The 26,764-nt window shown below is 55.0% G+C and carries 18 protein-coding genes and 1 pseudogene; 13 read left to right on the top strand and 6 right to left on the bottom strand.

All coding sequences use genetic code 11. The annotated features are described in order from the left end of the window. Window positions 1-8: 8 nt before the first annotated feature. Window positions 9-2,879: a bifunctional [glutamate--ammonia ligase]-adenylyl-L-tyrosine phosphorylase/[glutamate--ammonia-ligase] adenylyltransferase gene (gene glnE / locus GNT65_RS14010; protein ID WP_420853527.1), complete on the bottom strand. Its 2,871-nt coding sequence runs from the start codon at window positions 2,877-2,879 to the stop codon at window positions 9-11. Between the two features lie 253 nt (window positions 2,880-3,132). Here glnE and GNT65_RS14005 point away from each other — a divergent pair, with 253 nt between their 5' ends. The 8 genes from GNT65_RS14005 (at window position 3,133) to GNT65_RS13970 (ending at window position 10,100) form a co-directional block, all read left to right on the top strand. Next, window positions 3,133-4,089 carry a DUF3053 domain-containing protein gene (locus GNT65_RS14005; RefSeq protein WP_160797214.1) on the top strand — a complete coding sequence of 319 codons (957 nt, stop codon included), beginning with the start codon at window positions 3,133-3,135 and terminating at the stop codon, window positions 4,087-4,089. An 11-nt stretch (window positions 4,090-4,100) separates the two neighbouring features. Continuing rightward, entirely contained in the window at window positions 4,101-5,000 is a 900-nt protein-coding gene (locus GNT65_RS14000) for a DUF350 domain-containing protein (RefSeq protein WP_160797212.1), read from the top strand. A gap of 14 nt (window positions 5,001-5,014) precedes the next feature. Further along, window positions 5,015-6,742 carry a polyamine aminopropyltransferase gene (locus GNT65_RS13995; protein WP_160797210.1) on the top strand — a complete coding sequence of 576 codons (1,728 nt, stop codon included), beginning with the start codon at window positions 5,015-5,017 and terminating at the stop codon, window positions 6,740-6,742. An 89-nt stretch (window positions 6,743-6,831) separates the two neighbouring features. Further along, on the top strand, window positions 6,832-7,245 hold the full coding sequence (locus GNT65_RS13990; RefSeq protein ID WP_160797208.1) for a YjfI family protein: 414 nt from the start codon (window positions 6,832-6,834) through the stop codon (window positions 7,243-7,245). Window positions 7,246-7,315: 70 nt separating this feature from the next. Continuing rightward, on the top strand, window positions 7,316-8,002 hold the full coding sequence (locus tag GNT65_RS13985; protein ID WP_160797206.1) for a PspA/IM30 family protein: 687 nt from the start codon (window positions 7,316-7,318) through the stop codon (window positions 8,000-8,002). Window positions 8,003-8,184: 182 nt separating this feature from the next. Beyond that, window positions 8,185-8,829: a DUF4178 domain-containing protein gene (locus GNT65_RS13980; RefSeq protein ID WP_160797204.1), complete on the top strand. Its 645-nt coding sequence runs from the start codon at window positions 8,185-8,187 to the stop codon at window positions 8,827-8,829. 60 nt (window positions 8,830-8,889) lie between these two features. Beyond that, window positions 8,890-9,222, top strand: a complete 333-nt coding sequence (locus tag GNT65_RS13975) for a hypothetical protein (protein ID WP_160797202.1) — start codon at window positions 8,890-8,892, stop codon at window positions 9,220-9,222. Between the two features lie 80 nt (window positions 9,223-9,302). Then, a complete protein-coding gene (locus tag GNT65_RS13970) occupies window positions 9,303-10,100 on the top strand; it encodes an ion transporter (RefSeq protein WP_160797200.1) in 798 nt (265 codons plus the stop codon). Between the two features lie 79 nt (window positions 10,101-10,179). Here the strand turns inward: GNT65_RS13970 and GNT65_RS13965 are convergent, their stop codons facing one another. Continuing rightward, entirely contained in the window at window positions 10,180-11,667 is a 1,488-nt protein-coding gene (locus GNT65_RS13965) for a CYTH domain-containing protein (protein WP_160797198.1), read from the bottom strand. 253 nt (window positions 11,668-11,920) lie between these two features. Between GNT65_RS13965 and GNT65_RS13960 the strand changes: the two genes are divergently transcribed. The 4 genes from GNT65_RS13960 (at window position 11,921) to putA (ending at window position 18,187) form a co-directional block, all read left to right on the top strand. Then, a complete protein-coding gene (locus GNT65_RS13960) occupies window positions 11,921-12,601 on the top strand; it encodes a TIGR00153 family protein (RefSeq protein WP_160797196.1) in 681 nt (226 codons plus the stop codon). A gap of 24 nt (window positions 12,602-12,625) precedes the next feature. Next, a complete protein-coding gene (locus GNT65_RS13955; RefSeq protein ID WP_160797194.1) occupies window positions 12,626-13,894 on the top strand; it encodes an inorganic phosphate transporter in 1,269 nt (422 codons plus the stop codon). A 232-nt stretch (window positions 13,895-14,126) separates the two neighbouring features. Then, window positions 14,127-14,675, top strand: coding sequence for a TIGR04211 family SH3 domain-containing protein (locus tag GNT65_RS13950; RefSeq protein ID WP_160797287.1), 549 nt, complete (start codon window positions 14,127-14,129; stop codon window positions 14,673-14,675). Between the two features lie 332 nt (window positions 14,676-15,007). Beyond that, window positions 15,008-18,187 (top strand): bifunctional proline dehydrogenase/L-glutamate gamma-semialdehyde dehydrogenase PutA, encoded by a 3,180-nt coding sequence (putA, locus tag GNT65_RS13945; RefSeq protein WP_160797192.1) that lies wholly within the window; start codon window positions 15,008-15,010, stop codon window positions 18,185-18,187. 140 nt (window positions 18,188-18,327) lie between these two features. Here putA and cydC read toward each other — a convergent pair whose 3' ends face one another. The 3 genes from cydC to GNT65_RS13930 form a co-directional block, all read right to left on the bottom strand. After that, a complete protein-coding gene (gene cydC, locus GNT65_RS13940) occupies window positions 18,328-20,103 on the bottom strand; it encodes a heme ABC transporter ATP-binding protein/permease CydC (RefSeq protein ID WP_160797190.1) in 1,776 nt (591 codons plus the stop codon). Continuing rightward, entirely contained in the window at window positions 20,103-21,866 is a 1,764-nt protein-coding gene (cydD, locus tag GNT65_RS13935; RefSeq protein WP_160797188.1) for a heme ABC transporter permease/ATP-binding protein CydD, read from the bottom strand. The genes cydC and cydD overlap by 1 nt, the downstream gene beginning before the upstream one ends. Before the next feature lie 573 nt (window positions 21,867-22,439). Further along, the gene (locus GNT65_RS13930; RefSeq protein ID WP_160797187.1) at window positions 22,440-24,101 is read right to left on the bottom strand and encodes a hypothetical protein; all 1,662 of its coding nucleotides are present in this window, start codon (window positions 24,099-24,101) and stop codon (window positions 22,440-22,442) included. 146 nt (window positions 24,102-24,247) lie between these two features. Between GNT65_RS13930 and GNT65_RS13925 the strand changes: the two are divergent. Next, window positions 24,248-24,421: pseudogene (locus tag GNT65_RS13925) on the top strand (IS4 family transposase); the annotation flags it as partial. Window positions 24,422-24,690: 269 nt separating this feature from the next. On the opposite strand, the gene GNT65_RS13920 reads toward GNT65_RS13925, so the two are convergent. Continuing rightward, on the bottom strand, window positions 24,691-26,559 hold the full coding sequence (locus GNT65_RS13920; protein ID WP_244952186.1) for a sensor histidine kinase: 1,869 nt from the start codon (window positions 26,557-26,559) through the stop codon (window positions 24,691-24,693). Window positions 26,560-26,764 lie beyond the last annotated feature (205 nt).

Below are 26,764 nucleotides of genomic sequence, written 5' to 3'. Positions count from 1 at the left end.
CAGAAAGGCTATTGGCTGCTATTGAGCACCTGCTCGTAGATGGCCAGCACCCGCTGCACATGAAGATCCACGATCTCCTGAGGCAGCTGTCCCGGCGCCTGTTGCAGAGTCAGCCTGTGGCTCTCGTCACGCAGGTAACAGTAGGCCTGGGTCAGATGCTGGGCGCTCAGATGGGGCAGCAACTCCAGCTCAGACAACACCTCGAAGATACGCACATTGTCGGACCAGATCGCCAGCTCAGGGTGGTCATGGGTGTTGGCCAGCACCAGATACTGGGCGATAAACTCTATGTCGGCGATACCACCCGGGCTCTGTTTGAGATCGAAGCAGCCCGCATCGACCTTGAGCAGGTGGGTACGCATCTTCTGGCGCATCTCACGCACCTCCTTGGCCAGCTCAGCCTTGTCCCGCTTAATGGCCAGCACATCGGCCCTCAGCTCGCTGAAGCGGGCGGCCAGACGATTATCACCAAACAGGAAGCGTGCCCGTACCAGCGCCTGATGCTCCCAGGTCCAGGCCTCTTCGCGCTGATAGCTGCCGAAATATTCGATCTCACTCACCAAGAGCCCAGAAGCTCCCGAGGGGCGCAGGCGCATATCCACCTCGTAGAGTTCGCCCGAGGTGGTTCGGGTCGAGAAGAGGTGTAATACCCGCTGAGCCAGCTTGAGATAGAAGTGGCCAATGTCGATGGGGCGATCGCCGTTGGTCTGCAGGGCCTCAGGATATCTGTCTCGGGTATAGTTATGCAGAAAAACCAGATCCAGATCCGAACCATAGCCCAGCTCAAGCCCGCCCGCCTTGCCATAGCCTATCACCGCAAAGCCCATCTCCTCAGGCGCCAGATAGGGCGGCACGCCGTGGCGCTTACTCACCTGCTGCCAGGCCTGCAGCACCACCTGCTCTATGATCGCCTCGGCGAGGAAGGTGAGATGGTCGCTCACCTGCATCACAGGCAACACACCGGTCACGTCGGCGGCGGCGATCTTAAGCTGCTGCGACAGTTTAAACTGGCGCAGGGCCTCCATCTGCTGCTCCATATCCTCCTCGGGCACCCGCAGCAGATATTGGCGCAGCTCGCTGGGATAATCATCCAGAGAGGTGGTGTCATAGAGCTGGGCCGGATCGATCAACTCGTCCAGCAACATGGGGAACTTGGCCAGCTGCTCGCCAATCCAGGGGCTAGCCAGACACAGGCTTACCAGCTGCTGTCGAGCGCCAGGATTCTCGTACAGTAGCTCGAGGTAAGTGGTGCGGGTAAGGATCTGATCCAACACCTTAGTCACCGGCAGGAAGGCCTTGGTGGGCGTCGGCAACTGCATAAACTCCTGCAGCAGCCAGGGCATTAATTTATCTAGGGTTTCTCGGCCACGTGGGCCTATGGTGCGTTTGGCCACAGTACCACGCCAAGTATTCAGGGCGGGCCAGAGCTCACTCTCCTCCACCCCGTGTTCCTTTAACAGGGCCTCGGCGTCTTCCTCATCAACCAGGCTCCACAGCTGGGCGGTCCACTGCTCGGCCAGCTCATCGCTCTCCTGACCGCCTACCGTCTCCTTAAAGTAGCGATGTATCTTGGCCATCGCCGACTCGATATGAGTACGCAGCTCGGCCTCACCCGCCATGCCTAAGGCGAAGCAGAGACGCTGCCAGTCCAGCAGGTGTTGTGGCAGGGTCTGGGTCTGCTGATCGCCAATGGCCTGTAGCAGGTTTTCCACCCGGCGCAGCATGAGATAGCTCTGCTTGAGCTCATCCACGGCCAGATATTCCAGCTGCCCCAGCTTATAGAGGGTATCTATGGCGCCAAACAGACTCTGCTGACGCAGCGCCGGCTCACGCCCGCCACGGATCAATTGAAAGCTCTGCACCACGAATTCGACCTCGCGAATGCCACCGGCCCCCAGCTTGATGTTGTCGGTCAGGCGGCGGCGTCTCACCTCCTGGGTGATCAACTGCTTCATCTTACGCAGGGACTCTATGGCGGAGAAATCGATATAGCGGCGATAGACGAAGGGGCGCAGCATGTCATGCAGCTCGTCGCTGTAGGCGCTCCAGGGGCCCAGGGCGCGGGCCTTGACCATGGCGTAACGCTCCCAGTCCCTGCCCTGCTCCTGATAATAGTCTTCCAGGCCGCTGAAGCTGACCACCAGCGGGCCACTCTCGCCGTAGGGGCGCAGGCGCATGTCGACCCGGTAGACGAAGCCATCGACCGTCACCTGATTGAGCAGGTTGACCAGACGTTGTCCCATGCGAATAAAGAACTGCTGGTTGTCCTGACTGCGACGACCGCCTTGGGTCTCGCCGTGTTCGGGGAAGGTAAAGATAAGGTCGATATCGGAGGAGAAGTTAAGCTCACGGCCACCCAGCTTGCCCATGCCTAAGATCATCAAGGGCTGGGGATTACCCTCGCCGTCGCAGGGGGTGCCATACTGCTGGCACATCTGGCCATAGAGCCAGTCACGGGCGGCGATAATAAGCGCCTCGGCCAGGGCCGAGAGATCAAGCAGGGAGTCGTTGAGTTCGGCATAGCCTAAGAAGTCCCGCCAGGCGAGGCGTACCATCTGACGATTGCGGTAGCGGCGCAGTATCGCCTTGACCTGCTCCTCATCGTTGGCGCCGGCCAGGATGGAGTGCAGCTCGCTGCCGAAGCTGTCGCGGGCAAGACTACTGAGTTGCCCCTCGAACAGGGAGACTATCCAGTTAGGATGGCGGCACAACTGCTCGGCGACGAAGTCGCTGAGGCCAAAGATGGTTTTTAGCTCCCGGGTCTGCTCAGGGTCGAGCTGTTCGGAGATATCCGGCCAGGCATCGGCGAGACGTTGCCAATGCTGCTCGGCAACCTGATTGACTTCATAGGGTAACGCTTGCTCGCTCATGTTTTCCATCGCCAGAAAAATCCTTCAGCCTTAAATGGTCGACATATTATGTCATCGATGCTATAGATAAGATGCTAATGCAACCAAGCGGTAATCATCTTGGCATAAAATTGTCATCCATATTACTTACGGGTATTAAAGATGGCTTTTTATCCTGCATTACAGGTTACTATAACCCAGCTTATCGCTATATTATGCAAAGAAGTCGCAGACTGATCACTCATTTATCGGTCTCAATCTCAACTAAATTTATGGAGAAAACATGGCAGTGATGCTAATGCGTGTTCTCGCGCTGACCCTGGTCTTCGCCCTGGCGGGATGCGGCGACGACAGGCCGGAGAAGATCGCCAAGTTTCAACAGCTAGCCCAGGCAAGGGTCGACACCTTAGGTCAGATGCTGGATAACGGCGAGGTGCGCAACGCCAACCTACTCAATCAATATGCCGACATCCTCGCCTCCCAGAAGCCAGACGTCGCCCCCCTGTTACAAGAGCTGTCTAAGGACGCCAGCAGCCAGGGCCCCATGTATGTCTCGCTTAAGCGGCGTCTACAGGAGCTAGGCAACGAGAATAATTTCGTCGATCTCGATCAGCAATTGGCGGAGGCGGAAAACCTCTACCAGGCGGCCGATCCCAGCCTGTTTAACGACATGCTGTCGGATCCGGTCAACGTGGTGGCCGATATGTCAGATGGCGCCCTCGCCAGAGTCAATGCCATCAGCCGTGAGGCTGATATCCTCGCCAACGGCGGCGAAGATTTTGGTGCCGGCAGCCAGTTGGTGGGTAACCCCGCCTACGGCAGCTGGCAGACAGGTAGCAACGGCATGTCCTTCTGGGCCTGGTATGGCATGTATTCCATGTTCTCCAACCTGGTCCGCGGCCCCATCTACTACGACCGTTGGTCGAGCCGCCGCAACTACAGCTACTACAATGACGTAGGCCGTTATCGCTATACCTCGCCCAAACAGGCCCGCGCCCAGAATCAGACCTTCGAGCGCACCAAGAAGCAGTTCAGCCGTCAGGGCAAGCGTTTCGACAGCCCCTATGCCAAGTCTCGCACAGGCTCCAGCAGTCTGTCGCGTCAAAGCAGCTCTACCCCCAAGGCCAGCACCACAGGACGGGCAAGCGGCGGCAGTAAGTTCCGCTCAAACTACTCTAAGAACAGTAACTTCAGAAACTCTAGCAGTCGTACGACGCGCAGTGTTCGTCGGGGCAAATAAAGGATATTAAGATGACATTTTTTCAACACTACGGTCTGACCCAGGAACTAGCGATCATCTTGGCCATAGATCTGACCATCGCCATCATCTTGCTCACGGCCATGCGTTATCTGCAGGGCTGGACCGTCAAGGTAAACAGCACCCATGAGCTGTCCGAGCGGGACAACTTTGCCTTCGGCATCAGCACCGCCGGCGCCGTGGCTGGCCTGGGTATAGTACTCACCGGCGCCATCACGGGTGAGGCGGCCGAGTCCTACCTCATCGAGGCCATCGGCATGAGCGCCTACGGCATCTTCGGCCTGATTCTGATCAAGCTCGGGCGCTTCCTGCACGACAAGGTGGCCCTGAACGAGATAGACAAAAACGCCATGATCCTAAAGGGCAATATCTCAGTGGCCATAGTGGATGCCACCGCCGCCATCGCCACCGCCATCATCATACGTTCTGTGCTGCTATGGGCTGAAGATCTGACCCTGAACACCTTTATCGCCATCTTCAGCGCCTTTGCCATCTCACAGCTGATGCTGGTGCTGCTGACCCGTCTGCGCGAGCGCAGCTACGCCAAGCGCCACGACGATAGCTCTATGCAAGAGGCCCTGACTAAGGGGCATACCGCACTGGCGATTCGTCACAGCGGCTATATGCTCGCCATGGCGCTGAGCTTTAACGCCGCCAGCCACTTCATCGTCTTCATGCCGACCGCCTATGTCACCAACATACTCGGCTGGCTGACCTTCTCGGTGATCATGCTGCTCGCCCTCTCACTGCTGTTGGCCCTGGTGAAGAAACTGGTGCTTGCCAATATCAACCTGAAAGCAGAGGTGGAAGAGCAGCACAACATAGGTATCGCCACCGTCGAGCTGGCAATTAGTGTGGCCATCGCCCTGATCCTCACCAGCCTGATGGCCTAAGACGCTCACCCCGAATGCAATCGACACACACAACAACGCCTGCTCCTGCAGGCGTTAAATCATTAAGCTGGCTCGACGATCTCCTGCTGCTGGGGATCATGGCGGTACTGGCCGCCTGCGGCCTCATCTACGAATATCTGCTGTCCCACTATGCGGGGCGGATCCTGGGGGCGTTAGAAGCTGCTATCTACACCATGATAGGCCTGATGATCGTCTCCATGGGCGTCGGCGCCTTCGCCGCACGCAAGATCCGCTGCGCCTTCACCGGCTTCGCCATGCTGGAGCTGTGCGTCGCCCTCTGTGGCGCCCTGGCGATTCTGATCACCGCCGCCGTTATCGGCTTCGGCCAGCAGCTACCCATCATCATCGCCAGCACCATAGGCCTGCCGCCGGATCAGCTGCCCCAGGGCGGCTTTATCGGCACGCTACAGAAGCTAAGCGAATACCTGCCCTACGCCTGGGGCGTATTGCTGGGCCTTATGATAGGCATGGAGATCCCCCTGATCGCCAGGGTGCGTCAGTCCCTGTGCGACGAGCACCTGCTGCATAACGCAGGCACCATCTATGGCGCCGACTATATAGGTGCCGGCGTCGGCGCCGCCATCTGGGTGCTCTTCATGTTGGCCCTGGATATTCAGCTAGCCGCGGCGCTCACCGCCAGCTTCAACCTGTTGGCGGGTTTCCTGTTTATCTGGCGCTTCTGGCCCAAGATCCGCTTCAACCGCTTGCTACTGGTCGGGCACCTGATCGCCACAGGTATATTGTTGGTACTGGCCATCCATGGTCCCAAGTGGGATCAGGCCTTCAATAACTTGCTCTACAAAGACAAGGTGGTCTACGCCAAGGCGACCCGTTTTCAGCAGCTCACCTTCACCGAGCGCCTGCGGGGCAATCACCTACCGCCAGTATACTCCCTGTATATCAACGGCCGGTTGCAGTTCTCCAGCCAGGATGAGCATATCTACCACGCCTTTCTGGTGCACCCAACCCTGGCCGCCAGCGCCCGCCATGACAAGGTGTTGATCATAGGCGGCGGTGACGGATTGGGCCTGAGACAAGTACTCGAATGGCAACCCAAGCAGGTGACCCTGATGGATCTCGACGCGGATCTGGTGAGACTGTTCAAGGAGAGAGATCCTGAGATGCCACAGCGGCTCGCAGATGCCCTGCTTAAGCTCAACGGCGACGCCTTTAACGATGAGCGGGTCGAGCTGCTGATTGACGATGCCTTCAATGGCGCCGATAAGCTGATCAGGCGAGGCGAGAAGTTTGACGCCATAATCGTGGATCTGCCGGACCCCAGCCATCCGGATCTCAACAAGCTCTATTCGGATCTCTTCTATCGCAAGCTCAAGGAGCTGCTGAGCAGCGATGGGGCGATCTCTGTGCAGTCGACCTCCCCCTACCACGCCGCCAAGGCTTTCATCTCGGTCGGTAAGACACTGGAAGCTGCTGGCTTTACGGTAGAGCAGTATCACCATAACGTACCCAGTTTCGGCGAATGGGGCTGGAGCATAGGCACCCTAAGGGGGCAGGACGCCAGGCAGCGGCTGTCGAACATGACACACCTGCCGGTCGATGACCCTTGGCTCACGCCTGGGCTTATCAGGGCGGCGTTTGAATTTCCTAAAAATTATTATGAACATGCAGACCAGGTGAAGGTCAACGATATAGGCTCCATGCATCTATATCACTACCATCAACGCGCCTGGTCAGAGGATGAAAACCTGACGCTCGACTGAAGGTAAGATGGAACACGAAAATAGCGCTTGACATATTATGTCGCAGTGCTATCTTTAATCGCAGACATAATATGTCAAAGAGGATAAATATGAACATTCACAACATTGCCAACCACCTCAATGAACTTGGCGACAACAGCCACACCGGCTTTCAATTCGATTGTTATCCCATAGATGGTGACGTCGAAGTACTGCAAGTCAACGTTGTGGGACGCGAAGAGATCCCAGTGTTTGTATCGGTAACGGATAACCAAATCCTGTGCATCAGCTACCTGTGGGGCGAAGACGAAGTTAAGCAAGAACGTCGCAGCGAGATGTTTGAAACCATGCTCGAACTCAACATCCCTATGCCACTGTCCTCCTTTGCTAAGGTCGACGACAAGTATGTGGTCTATGGAGCCCTGTCTGTGCAATCGAGCATGTTAGAGATAGAGCAAGAGCTGTCTGTCCTGTCCGACAACTGTCTGGAAGTGATCGACGAGCTGGCCGATTTCTTAAAGTAACCGCTAACCAATTTAGTCATGTAATGGTCAACGCATAAGGCGGCGCCATTACCCCAAGAGGAGTCATATTATGGGCATACTGAACAAGATCCTCACCGCCTTTCGCGGTGGTGCCACCGAAGTTGGCCAGAGTATCGTCGACGCCAACTCGACACGCATCTTCGAACAGGAAATTCGTGATGCAGAGAAACACCTGACCAAAGCCAAGCGCGAGCTGACCGACGTCATGGCCAAAGAGATGCAAGCCAGCCGCGAAGTGGATCGCCTTAAGCGCGCCATCGCCGAGCATGAAGGCTATGCGACTCAGGCCCTGGAGAAAGAGAACGAAGCCTTAGCCCTAGAAGTGGCCGAAAAGATCGCTCAACTTGACCAGGAACTGGCCGAGCACCAGAGCGCAAACGACAACTTCAGCGCCCATGCTACTCGTCTGAAAGACCTGGTGCGTAAGACAGAGCGCCAGCTGGCCGACTATCAGCGTCAGCTCAGCATGGTCAAGACCACGGAAAGCGTGCAGAAGGCCACGGCGACCATTACCGATTCCTTCGCCAGCAGCAACTCTAAGCTGCTAAACGCCAAGGACTCATTGGAGCGTATCAAGGCGCGTCAGCAACAGTTCGACGACCGTCTCCAAGCTGCCGAAACCCTGGCCGACGAGAACAGCGACAAGTCGCTACAGGCCAAGCTGGCCGAGGCGGGCATCGGCGAGCAGAAATCCAATGCCAACGCGGTACTGGATCGCCTTAAAGCCCGTAAGTAAGGCCATTCACACCTCGTATCAGCACCTTGCGGCTCCGCCCAAGGTGCTTTTGTGCCAATCAGAGTAAGTGCTCAGAAATCGCCTAGCAAAACCCTTGAGAACCAGACAGGGTTTTACGAGCTAGAATGAGCATTTATTTATTGCGGTTGGTATTAACTAATTATTCATCTTGAGGGCCGCTCATGGGATTCTTAAAAGGATTGTTTGGTAAGAAAGAGGCGCCCAAACGCCAACTCAACCATCCAAATCATCTGCAAAAAGGCGATATTATCAGCCTGGATGACAGCTTCGCCCTGCCCGAGCAACTGCGAGGCCAACAGCTGAGAGTCGAAGGGATCAACACCTACGAATACCAGCGTAAGCAGCTCTGCGAGTGGGTGCTCAAGGGCCACGGCAACGACAGCCTCTGCCTTTCGTTGGATGAAGACGATGAAACCTATCTGGCCTTCTCCATCAAGCTCCCCCGCAGTCAGGTGGAGCAACTGTTCGATCTGGACGCCTTCAGCGAGATCTTCGAAGAGGAGACTCACGCCGAGCTGGAGGTCAAAGAGACCCCAGCCGCCCTCACCGGATGGCTGGGCGAGCGCTATCATCAGGTGAACTTCGCCCAGTTTGGCTATTTCCACCGCGCCGATTATCGCGGCATGCGCCCCCCCCAAGACGAGGGGATGAGTTCGGGCGAGCCGTTCGAGAGCTATCTGCTGCTGGATGAAGAGGAAAACCGCGCCGTCGAGGTCGAGGTGTATGAAGGAGGCGACACAGATGTCAGCCTCACGCTCTACCGTCCCTTGAGCGATATTCGCCAATATTGGCCAGGGCAGCTATAAACAACACGGGGCGGTCTTGCCGCCCCCTTTGATAGATTCACAGCACCTTAAGGCAAGCCAATGACCAAGAATAAGAAGCTGCTTCCCGAACAGTGGCAGCAGAATCAGAAAGCCGCCAAGGCCACTCAGGTCGCCTTCGATCTGGACGAAAAGTTTCAATACTCTATCCGCAAGGCCGCGCTGGATGCAGGCGTCAGCCCCTCGGATCAGATCCGCAGCATACTTGGACTCGCCACCACCAAGCGTCCCAAGCGTCCGCGCCTCACCGTTTCCCTCAGTCCGGAAGATTATCAACAGCTGGCAGAGAAGTATGGCCTGACCGCCGATGACCAACTGGAAATAAAACGCCGCGTATTGGACGACCTGGTTCATTTTGTCGACGAAAACGAATAAGATCATGGGCTGAAAACTATTCAAGGGCGACTCGCAGGGAAACTCGGCTTGAGCGCCGCAGCCTAAAAGGAATCGATATCATGATCGATAAAAAGCGCTGGCTTCTGCCCATCAACCAGACCCCGACCCCCTTCGAGCTGGCGATGATGCTGCTCTCATTGATCTCCGTCATCGTGGTGCTCATGCTGACCTTTGCCAAGTTAGATGATGAGACCCGTCGCCTGCTCTTCTTCATCGACACCAGCATCTGCATCATCTTCATCAGCTACTTTCTGGTCAACCTGTTTCGCGCCGAGGACAAACGCGACTACGTCAGGCACCACTGGATCGATCTGGTGGCCAGTATCCCCGCCATCGAAGCGCTGAGGCTGGCCCGTTTCTTCCAGATACTGCGGGTGATCCGCCTGATCCGCATGACCCGCTCTATCCTGATCCCCCTGATGCGTCAGCGTCAAGAGACCACCTTGGCCAGCCTGTTGGTAGCCATGGTGACCATACTCACCCTCTCCTCGGTGATGATTCTGTTAGTGGAGAGCGGCGAGCCCAATGCCAATATCCATACCGCAGAAGATGCCATCTGGTGGGCCCTGGTCACCATCTCCACAGTGGGTTACGGCGACTACTATCCGGTCAGCACCATAGGCCACTTCATCGGCGGATTGGTGATCGTCTGCGGCGTAAGTTTCTTCGGGGTGATCTCGGGTTACATGGCCTCCATCTTCATCGCGCCGGACAATAAGCAGCAACAGGAGGCCCAGAGCCAGCAGATGCGCGATGAATTAGAGTTGGTGCTGCAGCGGATGGAGAAGAATCAAGAAACCCTGCTTGAGGAGATAGCAACGCTCAAGCGCCAACTGGATGAGAAGAGTAAGTCCTAACGAATGACTCGGCGCCGATCGCGCCGAGTAGCTAAGTAAAAGCTGAGTAAAAAGCCAAATTAATCAAGATACTAGATAGTTAGCGCCAGTAAGGCTGTACCTTGAGCGCCGAACGACGTGAGTGCTCCATGGCAAACAGCAGGCTCTGCTCCTTGTTATCCAGCCAATCATTAATATCCCGCCCCTGCCCCTCGGCGGTTTCCCTTAGACAGTGGTAGGCCCCCAGGGTACGTATGCCTAATACCAGATCCTGCCAAGGGGCCCGGAACTGATCCCGCGACTTATGCTTATACAACTCCCCATAGGCCACCCCAACCAGGATGCTCTCATCCAGCGCCTTGGCAAAAGATTGATAATCTTCGCTGCTCAGCTGGGCATTGGAGGGCATGAGTGAGACGATCTGCTGCCAGGAAGCCTCCTGCAAGGTATCGGCAAAGGCCTGCAGGCTCTGTTGCTCGCTGATATACACCTGCCCGGCGTTCACCGCCATCAAGAGGCTCACCAGACGCACCTGCAAGTGACCATAGGTCACATCGGTGAGCATAGCATCTATCTGCCGCGGCATATCTAGGGCGGCCAGCTCCTGATGCACCGCATCGAGCAATCCTTCTGGCTCGCTTAGGTTACTCAACAAGGCACCGTCGCCATCTAATAGCTCACACAGGCTGAGCCCCTTATCGACAAAGCTCAGCTGAGACTCTATGGCACCGAAGGCCTCCAGCAGAGCCTCGTCCAGCAGAGAAAACTGCGCCAAAGTGCAACGCAGCAGGCGGATACAGGCGCGCAGGCGATAACCCAGCAGCGGCAGCTGGCGCGCCATCTGACGGGATTCCAGCAGCATCTCTTCCAATAGCTGCCAACGATCTAAACCGGTTTCCAGCAGGGTCATCAGGGCCTGCTTGAGGCTGCCCTTCTGCGCCAAGGCGATAAAGGCTAGCGTGTCTAGCTGCAAGGGACTGGCCATGGCCGCCAGACGATAGCCGCGCTGGGCCTTGCTGGCGCGGCCAAGTCTTGCCGGGATCTCCGCCGTGACCCGTTCGGCCAGGGCTAACAACGCCTGGGCATCGCCGGCGAGCAGCTCAAACTCCAGCTCGCAGATAGGTTCGCACTGGCCGTTAGCCATAATGGTGCCGATATCCAGCGCCACCTCGACCAGGCTCTCGTCGAGGTAGATGTGCCAGCTCATGCGAGTAAAGTCGGTATCAAACAGGGAGGTCAACTCGTCCTGCACAGTGGCGATATCGGCTCCTTCTGGCCAGATCTCATTAGGGAAGAGCGACAAATTGACCTTTGCTTGATCGATATCAATATTGTACTCGGGACGGGAGTGCACCCCACCGATCACAGTGCCGGCGGTCTTGATGGTCTGTTCAAATTGGCCGTCACGGCCACGAATACGCAGCCCCATGTCCCAGCGTCTAAGCTGAAGGTCAGGGGTATCGTAGTAACTGTTGGACAGATGAACTGCGCCTTTTGCATCGCTATGGGGTAGACTGTTAAGCAGTGATACCAAGGCTTCGCGTTTGTTTTCGGGGAAAAATAGTTTTAGCTCTATCTCGGCTTCCATTCGCCAGCTGCTCACTTTTTTAATCTAGGATTCGGAACTGTAATGAATGTGTCATTATACTTTAATGAAAATTTCACAATGTCATATTAGTGTCATAAACGGGCATTAGTATCTCGCATTGCAGTTTATATATAACTCGTTAGAATAAAAACTATCGGTTTTTATATAAAAACGCAGTTTCAATACGTGGACGCTTGGGTTAACATGCGCCCGCATTTTCCAACAGTGGAATAACCTAAATAGGTACACGGCAATGCCAGTAAACTCTATTTTGGGCGTGTTTGCAAAATCGCCAATTAAACCATTACAAGATCATATCGACAAAGTGCACTACTGTGCCTCGATCCTTGTACCATTTTTTGAAGCTACTGTCGCAGGAGACTGGGACAAAGCTGTTCAACTTCGTAAACAAATCAGCCAAGCAGAACGTGAAGCAGATGAACTCAAGCGTGAGATCCGCTTAACCCTGCCCGGCGGCCTGTTTATGCCAGTTGAAAGAACTGACTTACTGGAGCTACTTACCCAGCAAGATAAGATCGCCAACAAGGCGAAAGACATTTCCGGTCGTATTATCGGCCGACAACTACTTGTCCCAGAAGCAATTCAAGAACCTTTCAATGCTTACCTGGCACGCTGTATCGATGCAGTGGCACAGGCTAAGCAAGCGATTAACGAACTCGACGACCTGCTCGAAACAGGTTTTAGGGGCCGTGAAGTCGATCTTGTCGCTAAAATGATCGTTGAACTCGACAAAATTGAAGAGGACACAGACGATCTACAAATCAAAATTCGTCGTCAGTTGTTTAGCATAGAGAATGAGCTAAACCCTGTAGATGTGATGTTCCTCTATAAGATAATTGAGTGGGTTGGAGACTTGGCAGACCTTGCCGAGCGTGTCGGTTCCCGCCTAGAGCTAATGCTAGCTCGCGTCTAAAAACAAAGTTATCAAGGTATCAACATGGTTGATGTATTAATCACCAATGGCCCGTGGCTGATCGCCATTGCGGCTGCATTTGGATTTTTAATGGCGTGGGGTATTGGCGCAAACGATGTCGCTAATGCTATGGGAACCTCAGTAGGTTCAAACGCGATCACCATTAAACAAGCGATCATCATCGCGATGATCTTCGAATTTGCCGGCGCGTACCTCGCAGGCGGTGAAGTAACCAGCACGATCCGTAAAGGGATCATCGACTCGGCATACTTTGTCGACTCGCCTGAGCTGTTGGTTTACGGCATGATCTCGGCGCTACTGGCTGCCGGTATCTGGTTGGTCGCAGCGTCAGCACTAGGTTGGCCGGTATCGACCACTCACTCTATCGTCGGCGCCATCGTAGGTTTTGCCGCCGTGGGTGTGAGCGCCGATTCTGTCGCCTGGAGCAAGGTACTGGGTATCGTAGGTTCTTGGGTCGTGACCCCTGCTATCTCAGGTTTTATCGCCTTTACCATCTTCCAAAGCGTACAGAAGCTGATCTTCAACACCGATAACCCGCTGGAGAACGCCAAGCGTTACGTGCCTTTCTACATGGCACTGGCAGGCTTCGTCATGTCGCTGGTGACCATCAAGAAGGGTCTCAAGCACGTGGGTCTGCACTTTACCAACGTCGAAGCATACTCGCTGGCCCTGGTTGTCGCGGTACTGGTTGGCATAGGCGGTATGATTGCCATCAAGCGTCTTAAGATGAGCAAGAGCGCCGATCAGCAGACCCAGTTTGGCAACGTGGAAAAGGTATTCGCTGTTCTGATGGTAGTGACCGCCTGTTGTATGGCGTTTGCCCACGGTTCTAACGATGTCGCCAACGCTATTGGCCCGCTAGCGGCCGTTGTATCTGTGGTAAACAGCGGTGGCGAGATCGCCAGCAAGGCCGAATTGGTATGGTGGATCCTACCTCTGGGTGCCTTCGGTATCGTCATGGGTCTGGCTATCTTCGGTAAGCGCGTGATGCAGACTATCGGTAAGAACATCACTCACCTGACACCTAGCCGTGGTTTTGCCGCCGAGCTGGCTGCCGCCTCGACCGTAGTTATCGCCTCGGGTACGGGTCTGCCGATCTCGACCACACAGACACTGGTCGGTGCCGTGCTGGGTGTAGGTATGGCACGTGGTATCGCCGCCATCAACATAGGCGTGGTACGTAACATCGTTGTCTCTTGGGTGGTGACACTGCCTGCGGGCGCGGGTCTGTCGATCATCTTCTTCTTCATGATCAAGGGTATCTTTAGCTAGGCTAGGCCCTACCAATGAGAAAAACGAAAGGAAGCCTCAGGGCTTCCTTTTTTATTGCCGTTTTCAACTATTCTTTTCTGTGCAACTTACCTGCCAAACCGAGCAGTTACAAAGATTAATTCCTGGTAACACTTCCCATGTTGCACTTGCAAATAGAGGGCTAAATCCCTAGCATGTGCCAATATTTCGCTGAAGAGAACTCAAAGTGTTAAGACTCCTATCTATTCTCGCCATGATGCTAGTGTCATCGACCCTGATGGCGGCAGAGCAAACCCGTTATATCTCAGATAACGTCTACACCTTCATTCACGGAGGCCCGGGCACCCAGTACCGTATTCTGGGCAGCGTCGAGGCCGGTCAGCCCGTCACCTACATGGGTGAGACGCAAAACGACTACGCCAAGATCGTCGACCACAAGGGCCGTGAGGGCTGGGTCGACAGCAAGATGCTGAGCTCAGGCAAGAGCTTTCGTGTGCAGCTACCGGAAGTTCAGGCCGAACTCGACAAGGTAAAAGCCGAGCTTGAGAGCGTTACCAACGAGAGCGATAGCAGCACTCAGCTGATCCGCCAGCTACGCTCACAACTGGCCAATGCCGAAGAAGCCCTGGCCAAGGCCTCGAGCGAGCGCGATAGCGCCACCCGCGAGCTAACCAAGCTGAAGAACGATGAGCGTTTCGAGCTGATGAAGCAGGGCGGCATGATCGCCGGTATAGGTGTGTTGATCGGTGTGATTCTGGTCTACCTGCCGCGTCCACGTCGTCGCCAGAAGAACCGCTGGTAAAACGCACTGGACGATTCGAAAGCGATAAACTGAAGCCAGGGCAGAGTCCCTGGCTTTTTTATGCCTGAATGAGCGATAAAAGTCCCGACTAATTCATCGAGAGGCTATGCCTGTAACCCCCATAAACAGTGGCCTCGACCGCCTTCTGGCCGGACGAGATCAAACAAAGCTCACATTCACCCACACAAGAGTGTTCCTCGTCACATTTTGGAGGTATAATCGGCGCGCGAAAGGCGCCAGATTGTATACAAAAATAATACTAAACGCCTGAAAACTTACCTTTTGTTCAAGCCAAAACTGTCCCTATTTAGGTCCAGGTGGAAGTAATTACTATGTTCAAAGCAAGTGAAGTTCTGACTGGTCGTTACGACTCAGCTACTCTAGATGAGTTATTTACAGCGATCACCAACAACTATATTGTCGACGAAGAGCAATACCTCTCTGAACTGATTAAACTTGTTCCCTCGAGCGACGAAGAGATTCAACGTATTACCCAGCGTGCCCATGACCTGGTGCACAAGGTGCGTCAATACGACAAGAAAGGACTCATGGTCGGTATCGATGCCTTCCTACAGCAGTACAGCCTGGAGACCCAAGAAGGGATCATCCTCATGTGTCTGGCCGAAGCCCTGCTGCGTATCCCTGATGCGGCCACCGCCGACGCCCTGATCGACGATAAGCTCTCCGGCGCCAAATGGGACGAGCACCTGAGTAAGAGTGACTCGACCCTGGTCAACGCCTCAACCTGGGGCCTGATGCTTACCGGTAAGATCATCTCCCTGGACAAGAATATAGATGGCAAGCCGAGCAGCCTGCTGAACCGTCTGGTCAACCGTCTGGGCGAGCCTGTGATCCGCCAAGCCATGCTGGCGGCGATGAAGATAATGGGTAAGCAGTTCGTTCTCGGCCGCACGGTACAAGAGGCGCTGAAGAACAGCACAGACAAGCGCAAGCTGGGCTACACCCACAGCTACGACATGCTGGGCGAAGCCGCCCTGACCATGAAGGACGCGCAGAAGTACTATCAAGATTACTCTGATGCCATCGCGGCACTAGGCGCCCAAGAATACGATGAGAGCGAGGCGCCACGCCCGACCATCTCTATCAAGCTATCGGCGCTGCACCCTCGCTATGAGGTGGCCAACGAAGACAGAACCATGACAGAGCTGTATGACACGCTCGTTAAATTGGTGCAACAGGCGCGCAGCCTCAAAGTGGGCGTCTCTATCGACGCCGAAGAGGTGGACCGTCTAGAGCTGTCACTGAAACTCTTCCAGAAGCTGTATAACTCAGACGCCGCCAAGGGCTGGGGTCTACTGGGCATAGTGGTACAGGCCTACTCCAAGCGCGCCCTACCCGTGCTGTGCTGGATCACCCGTCTGGCCAAGGATCAGGGCGATGAGATCCCTGTACGCCTGGTGAAGGGCGCCTACTGGGACAGCGAGCTCAAGTGGGCTCAGGTCGCTGGCGAAGGCGGCTACCCACTGTTTACCCGCAAGGCAGGCACGGATGTCTCTTACCTGGCCTGTGCACGCTACCTGCTGTCTGACGCCACCCGCGGCGCCATCTACCCGCAGTTTGCCAGCCACAACGCCCAGACGGTGGCCGCCATCACCGACATGGCCGGCGATCGTCTTTATGAGTTTCAGCGCCTACACGGCATGGGCGAAGAGCTGTACGACACCCTGCTGGCCGAGAGCGGCGTAAGCACTGTACGTATCTACGCCCCTGTCGGTGCCCATAAAGATCTGCTGCCTTACCTGGTGCGTCGCCTGCTGGAAAACGGCGCCAACACCTCGTTCGTGCACAAGCTGGTCGACCCTAAGACACCGATCGAATCTTTGGTTGTCCACCCATTGACGACCCTAAAACGCTATAAAACCCTAGCCAACAATAAAATCGTTCAGCCTATCGATATCTTCGGTGCCGAGCGCAAAAACTCTAAGGGAATCAACATGAACATCATCTCAGAATCTGAGCCTTTCTTCGCCGCGCTGGACAAGTTCAAAGAGCAGCAGTGGTCTGCCGGCCCTATCGTCGATGGCGAAACCCTCAGCGGTGACACCGTAGAGGTGAAGAGCCCATACGACACCACAAAGATCGTCGGCAAGGTGGCCTTCGCCAACAATCAGGCGATAGAGCAGGCCCTGGCCAGCGCCCACAACGCCTTCGGTAGCTGGTGCTCAACCCCGGTTGAAGTGCGCGCCAACGCGCTACAGAAGCTGGCAGATCTGCTGGAAGAGAACCGTGAAGAGCTGATCGCCCTCTGTACCCGTGAGGCGGGTAAGAGCATTCAAGACGGCATCGACGAGGTGCGCGAGGCGGTCGACTTCTGTCGTTACTACGCGGTGCAAGCCAAGAAGATGATGGGCAAGCCAGAGCTGCTGCCTGGCCCAACGGGTGAACTGAACGAGCTGTTCCTGCAAGGTCGTGGCGTATTCGTCTGTATCAGCCCATGGAACTTCCCACTGGCGATCTTCCTCGGTCAGGTTGCTGCTGCCCTGGCGGCGGGTAACACTGTGGTTGCCAAGCCTGCCGAACAGACCTCTATCGTAGGTTACCGCGCGGTGCAGCTGGCCCATGAAGCCGGTATTCCGGCAGAAGCCCTGCAGTTCCTGCCTGGCACGGGTGCCACAGTCGGCGCGACCATCACGGCCGATGAGCGTATCGGCGGCGTCTGCTTTACCGGCTCTACAGTGACCGCCAAGCGAATCAACCTGACCCTGGCCCAGCGTGACGGCGCCATCATCCCACTGATCGCCGAGACAGGTGGTCAGAACGCCATGGTGGTGGACTCGACCTCACAGCCTGAGCAGGTGGTTAACGACGTGGTTTCTTCTTCGTTCACCAGCGCCGGTCAGCGCTGTTCGGCCCTGCGCGTACTCTATCTACAGGAAGATATCGCCGAAAGGGTAATCGACGTGATGAAGGGCGCCATGGACGAGCTGACCATAGGCAACCCAAGTTCGGTGAAGACAGATGTCGGCCCTGTGATCGATGCGACCGCCAAGGCGAACCTCAATGCTCACATAGACCATATCAAGCAGGTAGGTCGTCTGATCAACCAGCGAGAGCTGCCCGCAGACACGGAGAATGGTCACTTCGTGGCACCGACCGCCGTAGAGATCGACTCCATCAAGGTGCTTGAAAAAGAACACTTCGGTCCTATCCTGCACGTGATCCGCTACAAGGCAGCCGACCTGCCTAAGGTGATCGACGACATCAACTCGACCGGTTTCGGCCTGACCCTTGGCATCCACAGCCGCAACGAGGGCCATGCCCTGGAAGTAGCCGACAAGGTCAACGTGGGTAACGTCTACATCAACCGTAACCAGATCGGCGCCGTAGTTGGCGTGCAGCCGTTCGGCGGCCAAGGCCTGTCGGGCACGGGTCCTAAGGCGGGTGGTCCACACTACCTGAGCCGTTTCGTCACCGAGAAGACGCGCACCAACAACATCACCGCCATCGGTGGTAACGCCACCCTGCTTTCTCTAGGTGACAGCGAGGAGTAATCTCACTCGCTAAGCGCTCTAGTTAAGCGCTCTCACTAAGCGACAAACAAAAAAGCCAGTGGATTTCCACTGGCTTTTTTATTACCCGTCACAAGGGCTAAAAGAACTAAGGACTAGCACCTCAAGGCGAAGAAGACGCCTTAACTTAGCACACGATTCAGGCTGGCGTAGTGGGTATCCTGAGCCAGCAGGTTTTGATGAGTGCCGCTGATGCGGATCTTGCCCGCCTCCATCAGGTGGATGCTATCCATCTTATCCATGGCCGTCAGTCGATGGCTGATCATCACCATGGTCTTATCCTTGGCAAACTCCAGCAGCAGCGCCATGATCTCCCGCTCGGTGCGTTGATCCAGCCCCTCTGTGGGCTCGTCCAGCAACAATAGCGGTGCATCCCGCAGCAGCGCCCTGGCCACGCCGATGCGGCGACGTTCACCGCCCGAAAGCTGCCTACCCCCCTCGCCTATCCAGTTATCCAGGGGCTTGTCGCCCTGAGTCAAGGCCCCCAGGCCGACGCGCTGGAGCACAGCAATCAGCCTGGCATCGTTGGCCTCACGCCAGGCCTTGCGTTCGGCTCGGCTACCTGCTGGCGCCTGTTCAAACTGTGCCAGGGTCAGGTTATCGCGCAGGGTGCCGGCAAATAGATAGATACGCTGGCTCACTACCGTCATGGCGCGGCGCAGCGCCTGCTCGCTGTAACTCTCTATGGGGTGACCATCGAGCAAGATAGTGCCCGACTCGGGCATCCACTCCCGGGTGATGAGTGACAACAGGCTCGACTTACCGCAGCCCGTCTGCCCCAGCAGGGCCAGCTTCTCGCCCGGCTTTACCTCAAGGCTCAAATCATCCAGTACCCGTTGGCCCGGCTGATAGCCGAAACTGACACCCGCAATAGACAGGGCGCCGCGACTCGCCGCCAGGCTAGCCTCTTCGCCATAGCCAATGCTGGGGCAACGCTCGGTGATATCGCTCACCCGTTCGGCAGCCTGCACGCAGGCCGACAGGTGCTGAAAGGCGCCTGCCAGCGGCATCAGCATCTCGATACAGGCCAGAGTCATAAACACCACCAGCGCCAGCAGCGGCCCTGGCGGCACCTTGTCTCCCACCCCGTCGGCGGCGAGATACAGGAGCAGCACCAGCGCCAGGCCATGGCTTAGGATCAACAGCGCCTGACTCAGGGCGGTCACCGCCGTCATGGTGGACTGGCTGGCAAACAATTTTTCCTGGGCGCTATCCAGCTCGGCCCTGAAGCGCTTCTCGGCGCCAAACAGGGTCAGCTCCGCCTGACCTTGCAAATATTCCAGCAGCAATACCCGGTACTGGCGCCGGTTTTCCAGCTGGGCGATACCCGGCCTATGTCCCAAACGATAGAAGACCAGGGGCAGCAGGAACCATAAACTCAACAGCACGCCGCACAGGGTCAGCGCCAGCTCGCTATCGAACCAAGCGAGAAAGCCATACAGGGCGGCGATCATCAGCAGTGAGGCCAGCAGCGGGGTAATGAGCCGCAGGTAGAGATGATCCAGAGTATCTATGTCGGCCACCAGACGGTTGAGCAGATCGCCGCCGCGCAGATGGCTAAGATCTTTGGCGCTCAAGGGCATCAGCTTGCCCCAGGCCCAGGTACGCAGCTCGGTCAACAGGCGGAAGGTGGCCTCATGGGTCGCCAGACGCTCACCGTATCGACTGGCGGTGCGAGCGATGGAGAGGAAACGCACCCCACCGGCGGGGGTGAAATAGTTAAAGGCCTGGGCGGTAACCACGCTCAGCCCCGCCACTGCTGTGGCCGACAGGAACCAACCCGACAGTGACAGCAGGCCGATCCCCGCCGCCAGGGTGGTCAGGCTCAGCAGCAATCCCACCAGCATCATCAGCCACTGGCGCTTAAACAGCTTGATAAAAGGCAGCAGGTGTTTCATTACGCCTCCTCCTGTCGATGGCACAGGTCGCTAAACAGCCCGGGCTCGGCCATCAGGGTGTGATAATCCCCCTGCTGCACCAGCTTGCCGCCATCCAGCACCCAGATCTTGTCCATGTCGATGAGGGCATCCAGGCGATGGGTCACCAGCACACTGGTGGCGCCTTTACGCGCATCAATAAGCGCCTGCATCACCGCCGCCTCGCTGTGGCTGTCCAGGCTGGCGGTCGGCTCATCGAGCACAAACAGCTTGGCCGACTGACCGAGGGCCCTAGCCAGACAGAGGCGCTGGGCCTGCCCCACCGAGACCCCGGCGCTCTGTTCCCCTATGGGGTGAGATAGCCCAAGAGGCTGCGCCCGCACGAAGTCGCCGATACGGGCGTCGTCCAGCAATTTATAGATGGCTTCATCCGACATCTCCTTGCCCATGGCGACGTTGTCGCCAATGGTGCCGTGAAACAGCTGCGGCTCCTGCCCCAGCCAGGCGAGATGATAACGATAGCTCTCCCTGTCTAGGCTGCTCAGCTCCGTACCATTTATCAGGACGCTGCCGCGATAGGATAAGAAGCCCAATAACATGTTAAGCAGGCTGGTCTTGCCCGCCCCACTCGGCCCGACGATGGCAAGCTGCTCTCCGCCGATAACCTCGGCCGTTATCGGCCCCAGCAACACCTGGCCGTCCGGGCTTAACACCTCGGCCCCTTGCAGCTTAATGCTCAAAGGCGTCTCACTTGTAAAAGGCACGCACGGCGCATCATCAGCCTCATCCCCTTGATGATTCAGCAGATCCATCAAAGCCTCGGCGGCGCCTATGGCCTGGGCCTTGGCATGATAGTGAGTGCCCATGTCCCGCAAGGGCTGGTAAAACTCGGGCGCCAGAATCAGCACAAACAGGCCGATAAACAGCGTCATACCAGCGCCATAGTGACCGAAGTCGAGATGATCCAGGAAGCTAAAACCGAAATAGACCGCCAGCACGGCGATAGAGACGGCGGCGAAGAACTCCAGCACCGCCGAGCTAAGAAAAGCCATGCGCAGCACCGCAATGGTGCGGCTGCGAAATTCCTCCGAGGCGCTCTCGATCGCCTTCTGCTCCCGCTCTCCCGCATGGAACAGACGCAGGGTGCCAAGCCCCCTCAGCCTATCCATGAAGTGGCCGCTCAGTCGCGACAGGGCGCCGAAGTTTTTGCGGTTAGCATCGGCGGCGCCCATGCCCACCAAGATCATAAACAGGGGGATCAACGGCGCGGTGGCCAGCAGAATGATGCCCGCCGCCCAGTTGATGGGAAACACCACGGCCAATATGGTCAGGGGAATGAAACCCGCCAGCATCATCTGCGGCAGGTATTTAGCATAGAAATCGTGAAGGTCTTCCACCTGCTCCAGCACTATGCTGGCCCAGCTCCCCGCCGGACGCCCCTTGATAAACACAGGCCCCAGCTCCACCAGCTTATCCAGTACAGTCTGACGAATACGGCTACGCAGCAACATCCCCGCCTTGAAACTGATGCGCTCACGGCCATAGGCCAGCGCTGAGCGCAGCACTATCACACCAATCAGGGCGATGAATTCGCCGGTAAAGGCCTCACGGGGCTGGTTTTCGATGATCAAGCCATGGAGCATGGTCGCCAGCAGATAGGCCTGGGCCACCAGGGCGAAGCCGGTAAGCACACCAAACAACACGGTCAGATTGAGGTAGGCGCCACAGGCCGATTTTTGCTGCTTAAGCCAGCGGCCGAGGACTTTTTCGAGGGTCTTATCCATTGAGCTCCGCGCGTTATCAGGCAGGGACACTAAGTTCGATGGCAAGAGTATCGCAGGCTCACGCACAGGAATAAACCAGCGGGTGGGGAATTGTTAGTAGGCTCACAAAAATTGAGCTAGATCAAAAAAACTGGGAACTCAGTTTTTATCGAGTTTGATGGAAGGTTGAGTTTTATTGGTAGGTTGTTGCCAATCCTAGGGGAATTTCAACCCGTTTTCGAGTGATGGAATGAAGCGACTAAGCCGTATTGATATTGGATAGGTAACTGAAGGTCGCACCTTCATGGCGATCTAACGCCTGCCCGGCGGGGGTTGTGCAGATACGCCTGTGAGACGCCATAAATAAATCCCTTTAGGCTCTGCCGAAACATCCCTGTTTCGGAAGCTCACCGGCGTATCTACACCAGGTATCCAACGCCTCTTCGATTTAACGTTACTGGACAGCCTAGCTCTAAAACATTTTTGGACATTTTCGAGTTAAAGCCTTAACTCTAACCTGTCAGTTTCGGATAAAAATTTCTATGAGATAACGCTTGCGACAGATGCTCCGAAGGCCTCACCTGCACGCACCTGTTAGCTTTTTTGTAATTCTGCAGAGGAACATACCCCTATGAAATAATCCAGAAGATCTACTGACTTTGCTAGTATTCCCCCAAAAACAGAAATCAAATCTTTGCTTCCGATTTCAAACTCGGTAGCAATTTTTTTGTAGTTACTGCCTTTTCTATGAGCTGAGCTGCTGGAGCGCAAGTTTTGAAGCATACGCAAAAACTGAATATGATTTTCATACTCTTCTATGCAGTTATTTTTAAAGACGGCTTCTAAACGAGATATCCCACCTTTTATGCCTCCTCTCAACTCTTTTTCAATGAATTTGTTCAATTGCTTCTCATTTAAAGAGTCTATGAGAACTTTGGTAAGGCCAAGAACCAGATCATCAAAATCACGCTGCTCGTTTGTTGATGGAATCCTTAGACACTCAAAGTGATGAATATCTTCATCATTTAGAGGGAGCAATAGGTTCCATCCTAATTTTTCTGTGCTAACTTTTTGTAACTCGGAGTACTTGGATTTGAATACATGCTCTAAGCGATCAGAGTCAGTAAATTGTGCCATTATTTGACGCTTATAATAAGTTTCGCTTACACCTCCAGATGGTGCAATATTGTATGATCTCCAATGTAGTTGTTCCTCATAGGGAAGGTCTCTACCCAAATCCCCCAGCCAAACACACACCTTGCCGTCATGGTGATTATCTATTTGTAGTCCCCACAAGCTCGCGCAGCTAAGATTAGAATCACTAACAGCATATTTGCTTGGTTTTCCATAGTATTTATCCAATACCTCTTTTTTAAAATGAACAGGTGTCAGATAATTTGGTGCTTCTGGGTTTGCACCAAAAAAGTTAGCAAGCAAGTCAGGGTTTGAGCTATATGAAACATCATCTCCTACTTCATCTGAGTCTATGATGAAGTCGACGTATTTCTTTGGCTCTTCTTTTGTGAATCCATATAAGCCACTTTTTGATTTAGGAAACGGTTTAATTAGTTTTTTACCCAGCATTCTAGAAAAAGCTTGATGCTCACTAATGCCACCAAAATCACCATATGCAAGTGTCCATATATGAAATTCACTTTCTTCGGATGATTCTTTGCCATCAAGAGATAATTCATCTTCTGAAAGTAGAGAGTGTTCTCTACAGTCAAATTGTATTGATAAATACATTTCCTTAATGGCAAGAAATTGTTTCAGCTCTTTTGTTCTGATCTGTATGTGGTTTGATTTTATTTCAATAATTATTGCTTCATTACCGTCATCATCAATTTTTATATATCTGTTGTTGATATGATCATGATATAGATTATGAAACAACCGGAACTCTTCACAGACTTCCTTATAGTCATCTTTAAAGCCATGAAATTCTCTACAAATAACGAGAGGCTCAACACCATTATCACTACCAAACCTGTGATATTCGGGAGTCTCTACACCTTCATCATAATAAACGCAGGAACCGGGTATTCCTGAGCCAATGCTCAAATCCCACGTATAACTTGAGAGAACTTCTTCCTTTTGGTCTATTGGAACTAGAGCACAGTAGATCCCATAATTATGATCTCCACTTCCATAGTCAGAGAAATAGACCGTCAACATTTCTGTTGGTTTTGGCTCATGAAGAATGGAATCAAGCATTTTTTGCTGTGATAACCGTTCCTTTTCTTTTTCAATGTTCATATTTTCTACAATGTTGAGTTTTTGTGATGAGAGCTAACGCCGTTATCTAGGGAATCCCCAGATAATTCCTTTTACAATCAATTAGTAGACACGCATGGTGCTGTTTGATCTAATCAATTTCGCCAAAAACAAACTAGAACAACACCATGCGTGACATTACGATACTACATGACTCTCTTAGCAATCAATGCGCTTCCATCCACAAAAAACGTCTTAATTCTCTTATGGTTGCCACTAAATCATTACTAGATGGTGATCAACTCTCCTTGACCCAACTAGGCCTTCAAACTCACTCAACAAGTAAGCATGCCACCAAACGCTACTCGCACCCAATACCGCCAAATCGAAGAGACGTTTAGATACGGGTGTAAGCGCGCTTTTGGCTCTCGGCGGCATGGACGCCGCCGTGAAGCGTATAGGGATATTCACAGCGTGCCAAAAGAGTGCTTGCACATTCCCCCGCCGGGCAGGCGTTAGGTAACAGCTCAGGTTAACGCTACAACTAAGTAACTAAACTCAAACTACAACTAATGTAATCAACGGTAACAAGGCTAATTTGCCGATTAGCCCAAACCGGCTAACTTCCCCGCTAACAAGCCCCCGAGTTTCTTGGCAAACTCAAACTCACCACGCATCCCTCCCGCCAGGGAAGGTCGGCATGATCGGCACAGTTATCTATGGTGAACTGCCCCTTGTGCTGGCGGATCACGTCGCAACAGATGGCCAGACCTAGTCCCAGGCCGTCGTCCTTGGTGGAGTAGAAGGAGGCCATGAGATCCTGCGCCTTGCCCTTGAGGCCTGGGCCATTGTCCACCAGCTTGAGGGTCGCCTGCTGGGCGCCATATTCAAGGGTCAGCAGCAGTCGCTTCTCCCTGTCGGGTTTCATCTCGGCCATGGCGTCCAGGCTGTTCTTGATCAGATTCACCAGCACCTGACTCAGGCCGACGCCGTCGCCAAACAGGCTGTAGGGTTCACCCCGCACCTCCTGGGTGAGGACGATGCCCTGCTGCTGAAACTCGCGGCGAAATAGCGCTAGTGTGTTGGTGACCACTTCGTCTAAGGAGAGGGCTTCATATTGGGATTTACGCCGTTTGAGCAAGCCACGGATGCGGTGCACCACGGCGCCGGCCCGGGCAGACTGGGCATTGATCTTGGCCAGCAGCTCATACAGATCTGAGTCGGCATCGCCGCGGCTGTTGAGCTGCATCATGCCCCCCTCGCTGTATTGAGTGATGGCGGCGATGGGCTGATTCAGCTCATGGGCCAGGCCCGAGCCTATCTCGCCGAGAATAGCCGCACTCTTCATCCGCTCCACCTGCAGCGCCTTATCCTTGAGCTGACGCTCTGTGTCGATCAGAAAATCGCTCTTCTGCCTGAACTTATACTCCAGCCAGAGGTGATAGACGGTGGACACCAGAAACAGCAACAGCAGCGCCAGGCCCCACTCCTTGTTCTTCTCCATCCATTTGAGCACCGTGTAGTGCAGCGGCGGCGGTGGCGCCTTGAGTTGCAGCTCCTTAAACAGCTTGATCACCTTGAGCTGGCTGATGGGCGCCGTCCAACCCAGGGTCTTGGCCTGAACGGCGGCGGGATGGTCCGGCCCCAGTGCATAGAGGGCCTGGGTGATCTTCTGGGTGATGGCTGGCGGCACGGTATCGGCGGCGGCAAAGGACCAGTTGGGGTAGAGCTGAGTGCTCACCAGGCACTCATAGCCCGCCGGCATGGTGGGGTGGATCACCCTGAAGTCTTCCTTCTTCACCAGGCCGTCCTGAATCATCTCCTCCAGGGTGCAGAAGGGCGTGATGGCCGCATCCACCGTGCCGTCGCGCACCTGATAGACGATGGGCTCCAGGGGAAAGCCCAGGAAGCGCAGCGAGCCGAAGTAGTTCTCCGGGTTATAGCCCATCTTATGCAGCAGGCCGATGGCGGCCTGATAGCCCCCCAAGGCCTGGGGATCGCTGGCCACCAGGTGTTTGCCTTCGAGATCCTTGAGGGTGTAGATCTGGCTGTCGGCGCGCACGATGATGGTAGAGCCGATGGCAAAGGTGGCGCCGCCATGCATATGGCTCTTCATGGTCGCCAGCCAGGAGAGGGGGAAGTTACTGCTGAGGTTAAAGTATTGCCCCGGGTTGGTGACGATAAACTGTAGCTCGTGGGCCAGCAGCTGGCGGCTCATCTCGTCGAAATCCACCGGAACCACCTCGAAATGCGTACCCGGCACCTCCTGAGACAGATACTCCATCATGGGCTGCCAGCGCTCTATCCCCTTCTGCACCCCGTGATTAGCCAGCACCCCGACCCTGAAATGAATAAGGTCGTCGGTACTTGTTTCGGGCGTCGCGGCAAGGGCTAGCTGGCTAAACAGCAACAGGCTTGACGCAAACAGGCCAGATATACAGAGATTTAGCCATCCCGCCCGCAGACAAGATCTCAACCAATAACCCAATCGCCCTTTCATCGCTCGCCCAGTCACTTTATTGAACCTACTACTCTAGGCAAGAAAGGGGCAGTTTGATGTGAGGCGGTGCAAACATCCCCTCGTGACTCCATCAGAAAATTATCATTTAGTGATCTGTCTCAAAGGCCCAAATGCCCCTTTTGCCAGCCAAAAGCAGAGGCGCTAGGCTAGGTATAATACAAGGCTAACGACCCACTTAAGCTAT

Source organism: Shewanella insulae (assembly GCF_009831655.1).
Lineage (GTDB): Bacteria > Pseudomonadota > Gammaproteobacteria > Enterobacterales > Shewanellaceae > Shewanella > Shewanella insulae.
The sequence above is the reverse complement of the archived record's forward strand: the minus strand, read 5'-3'. Positions and strand labels throughout refer to the sequence as shown.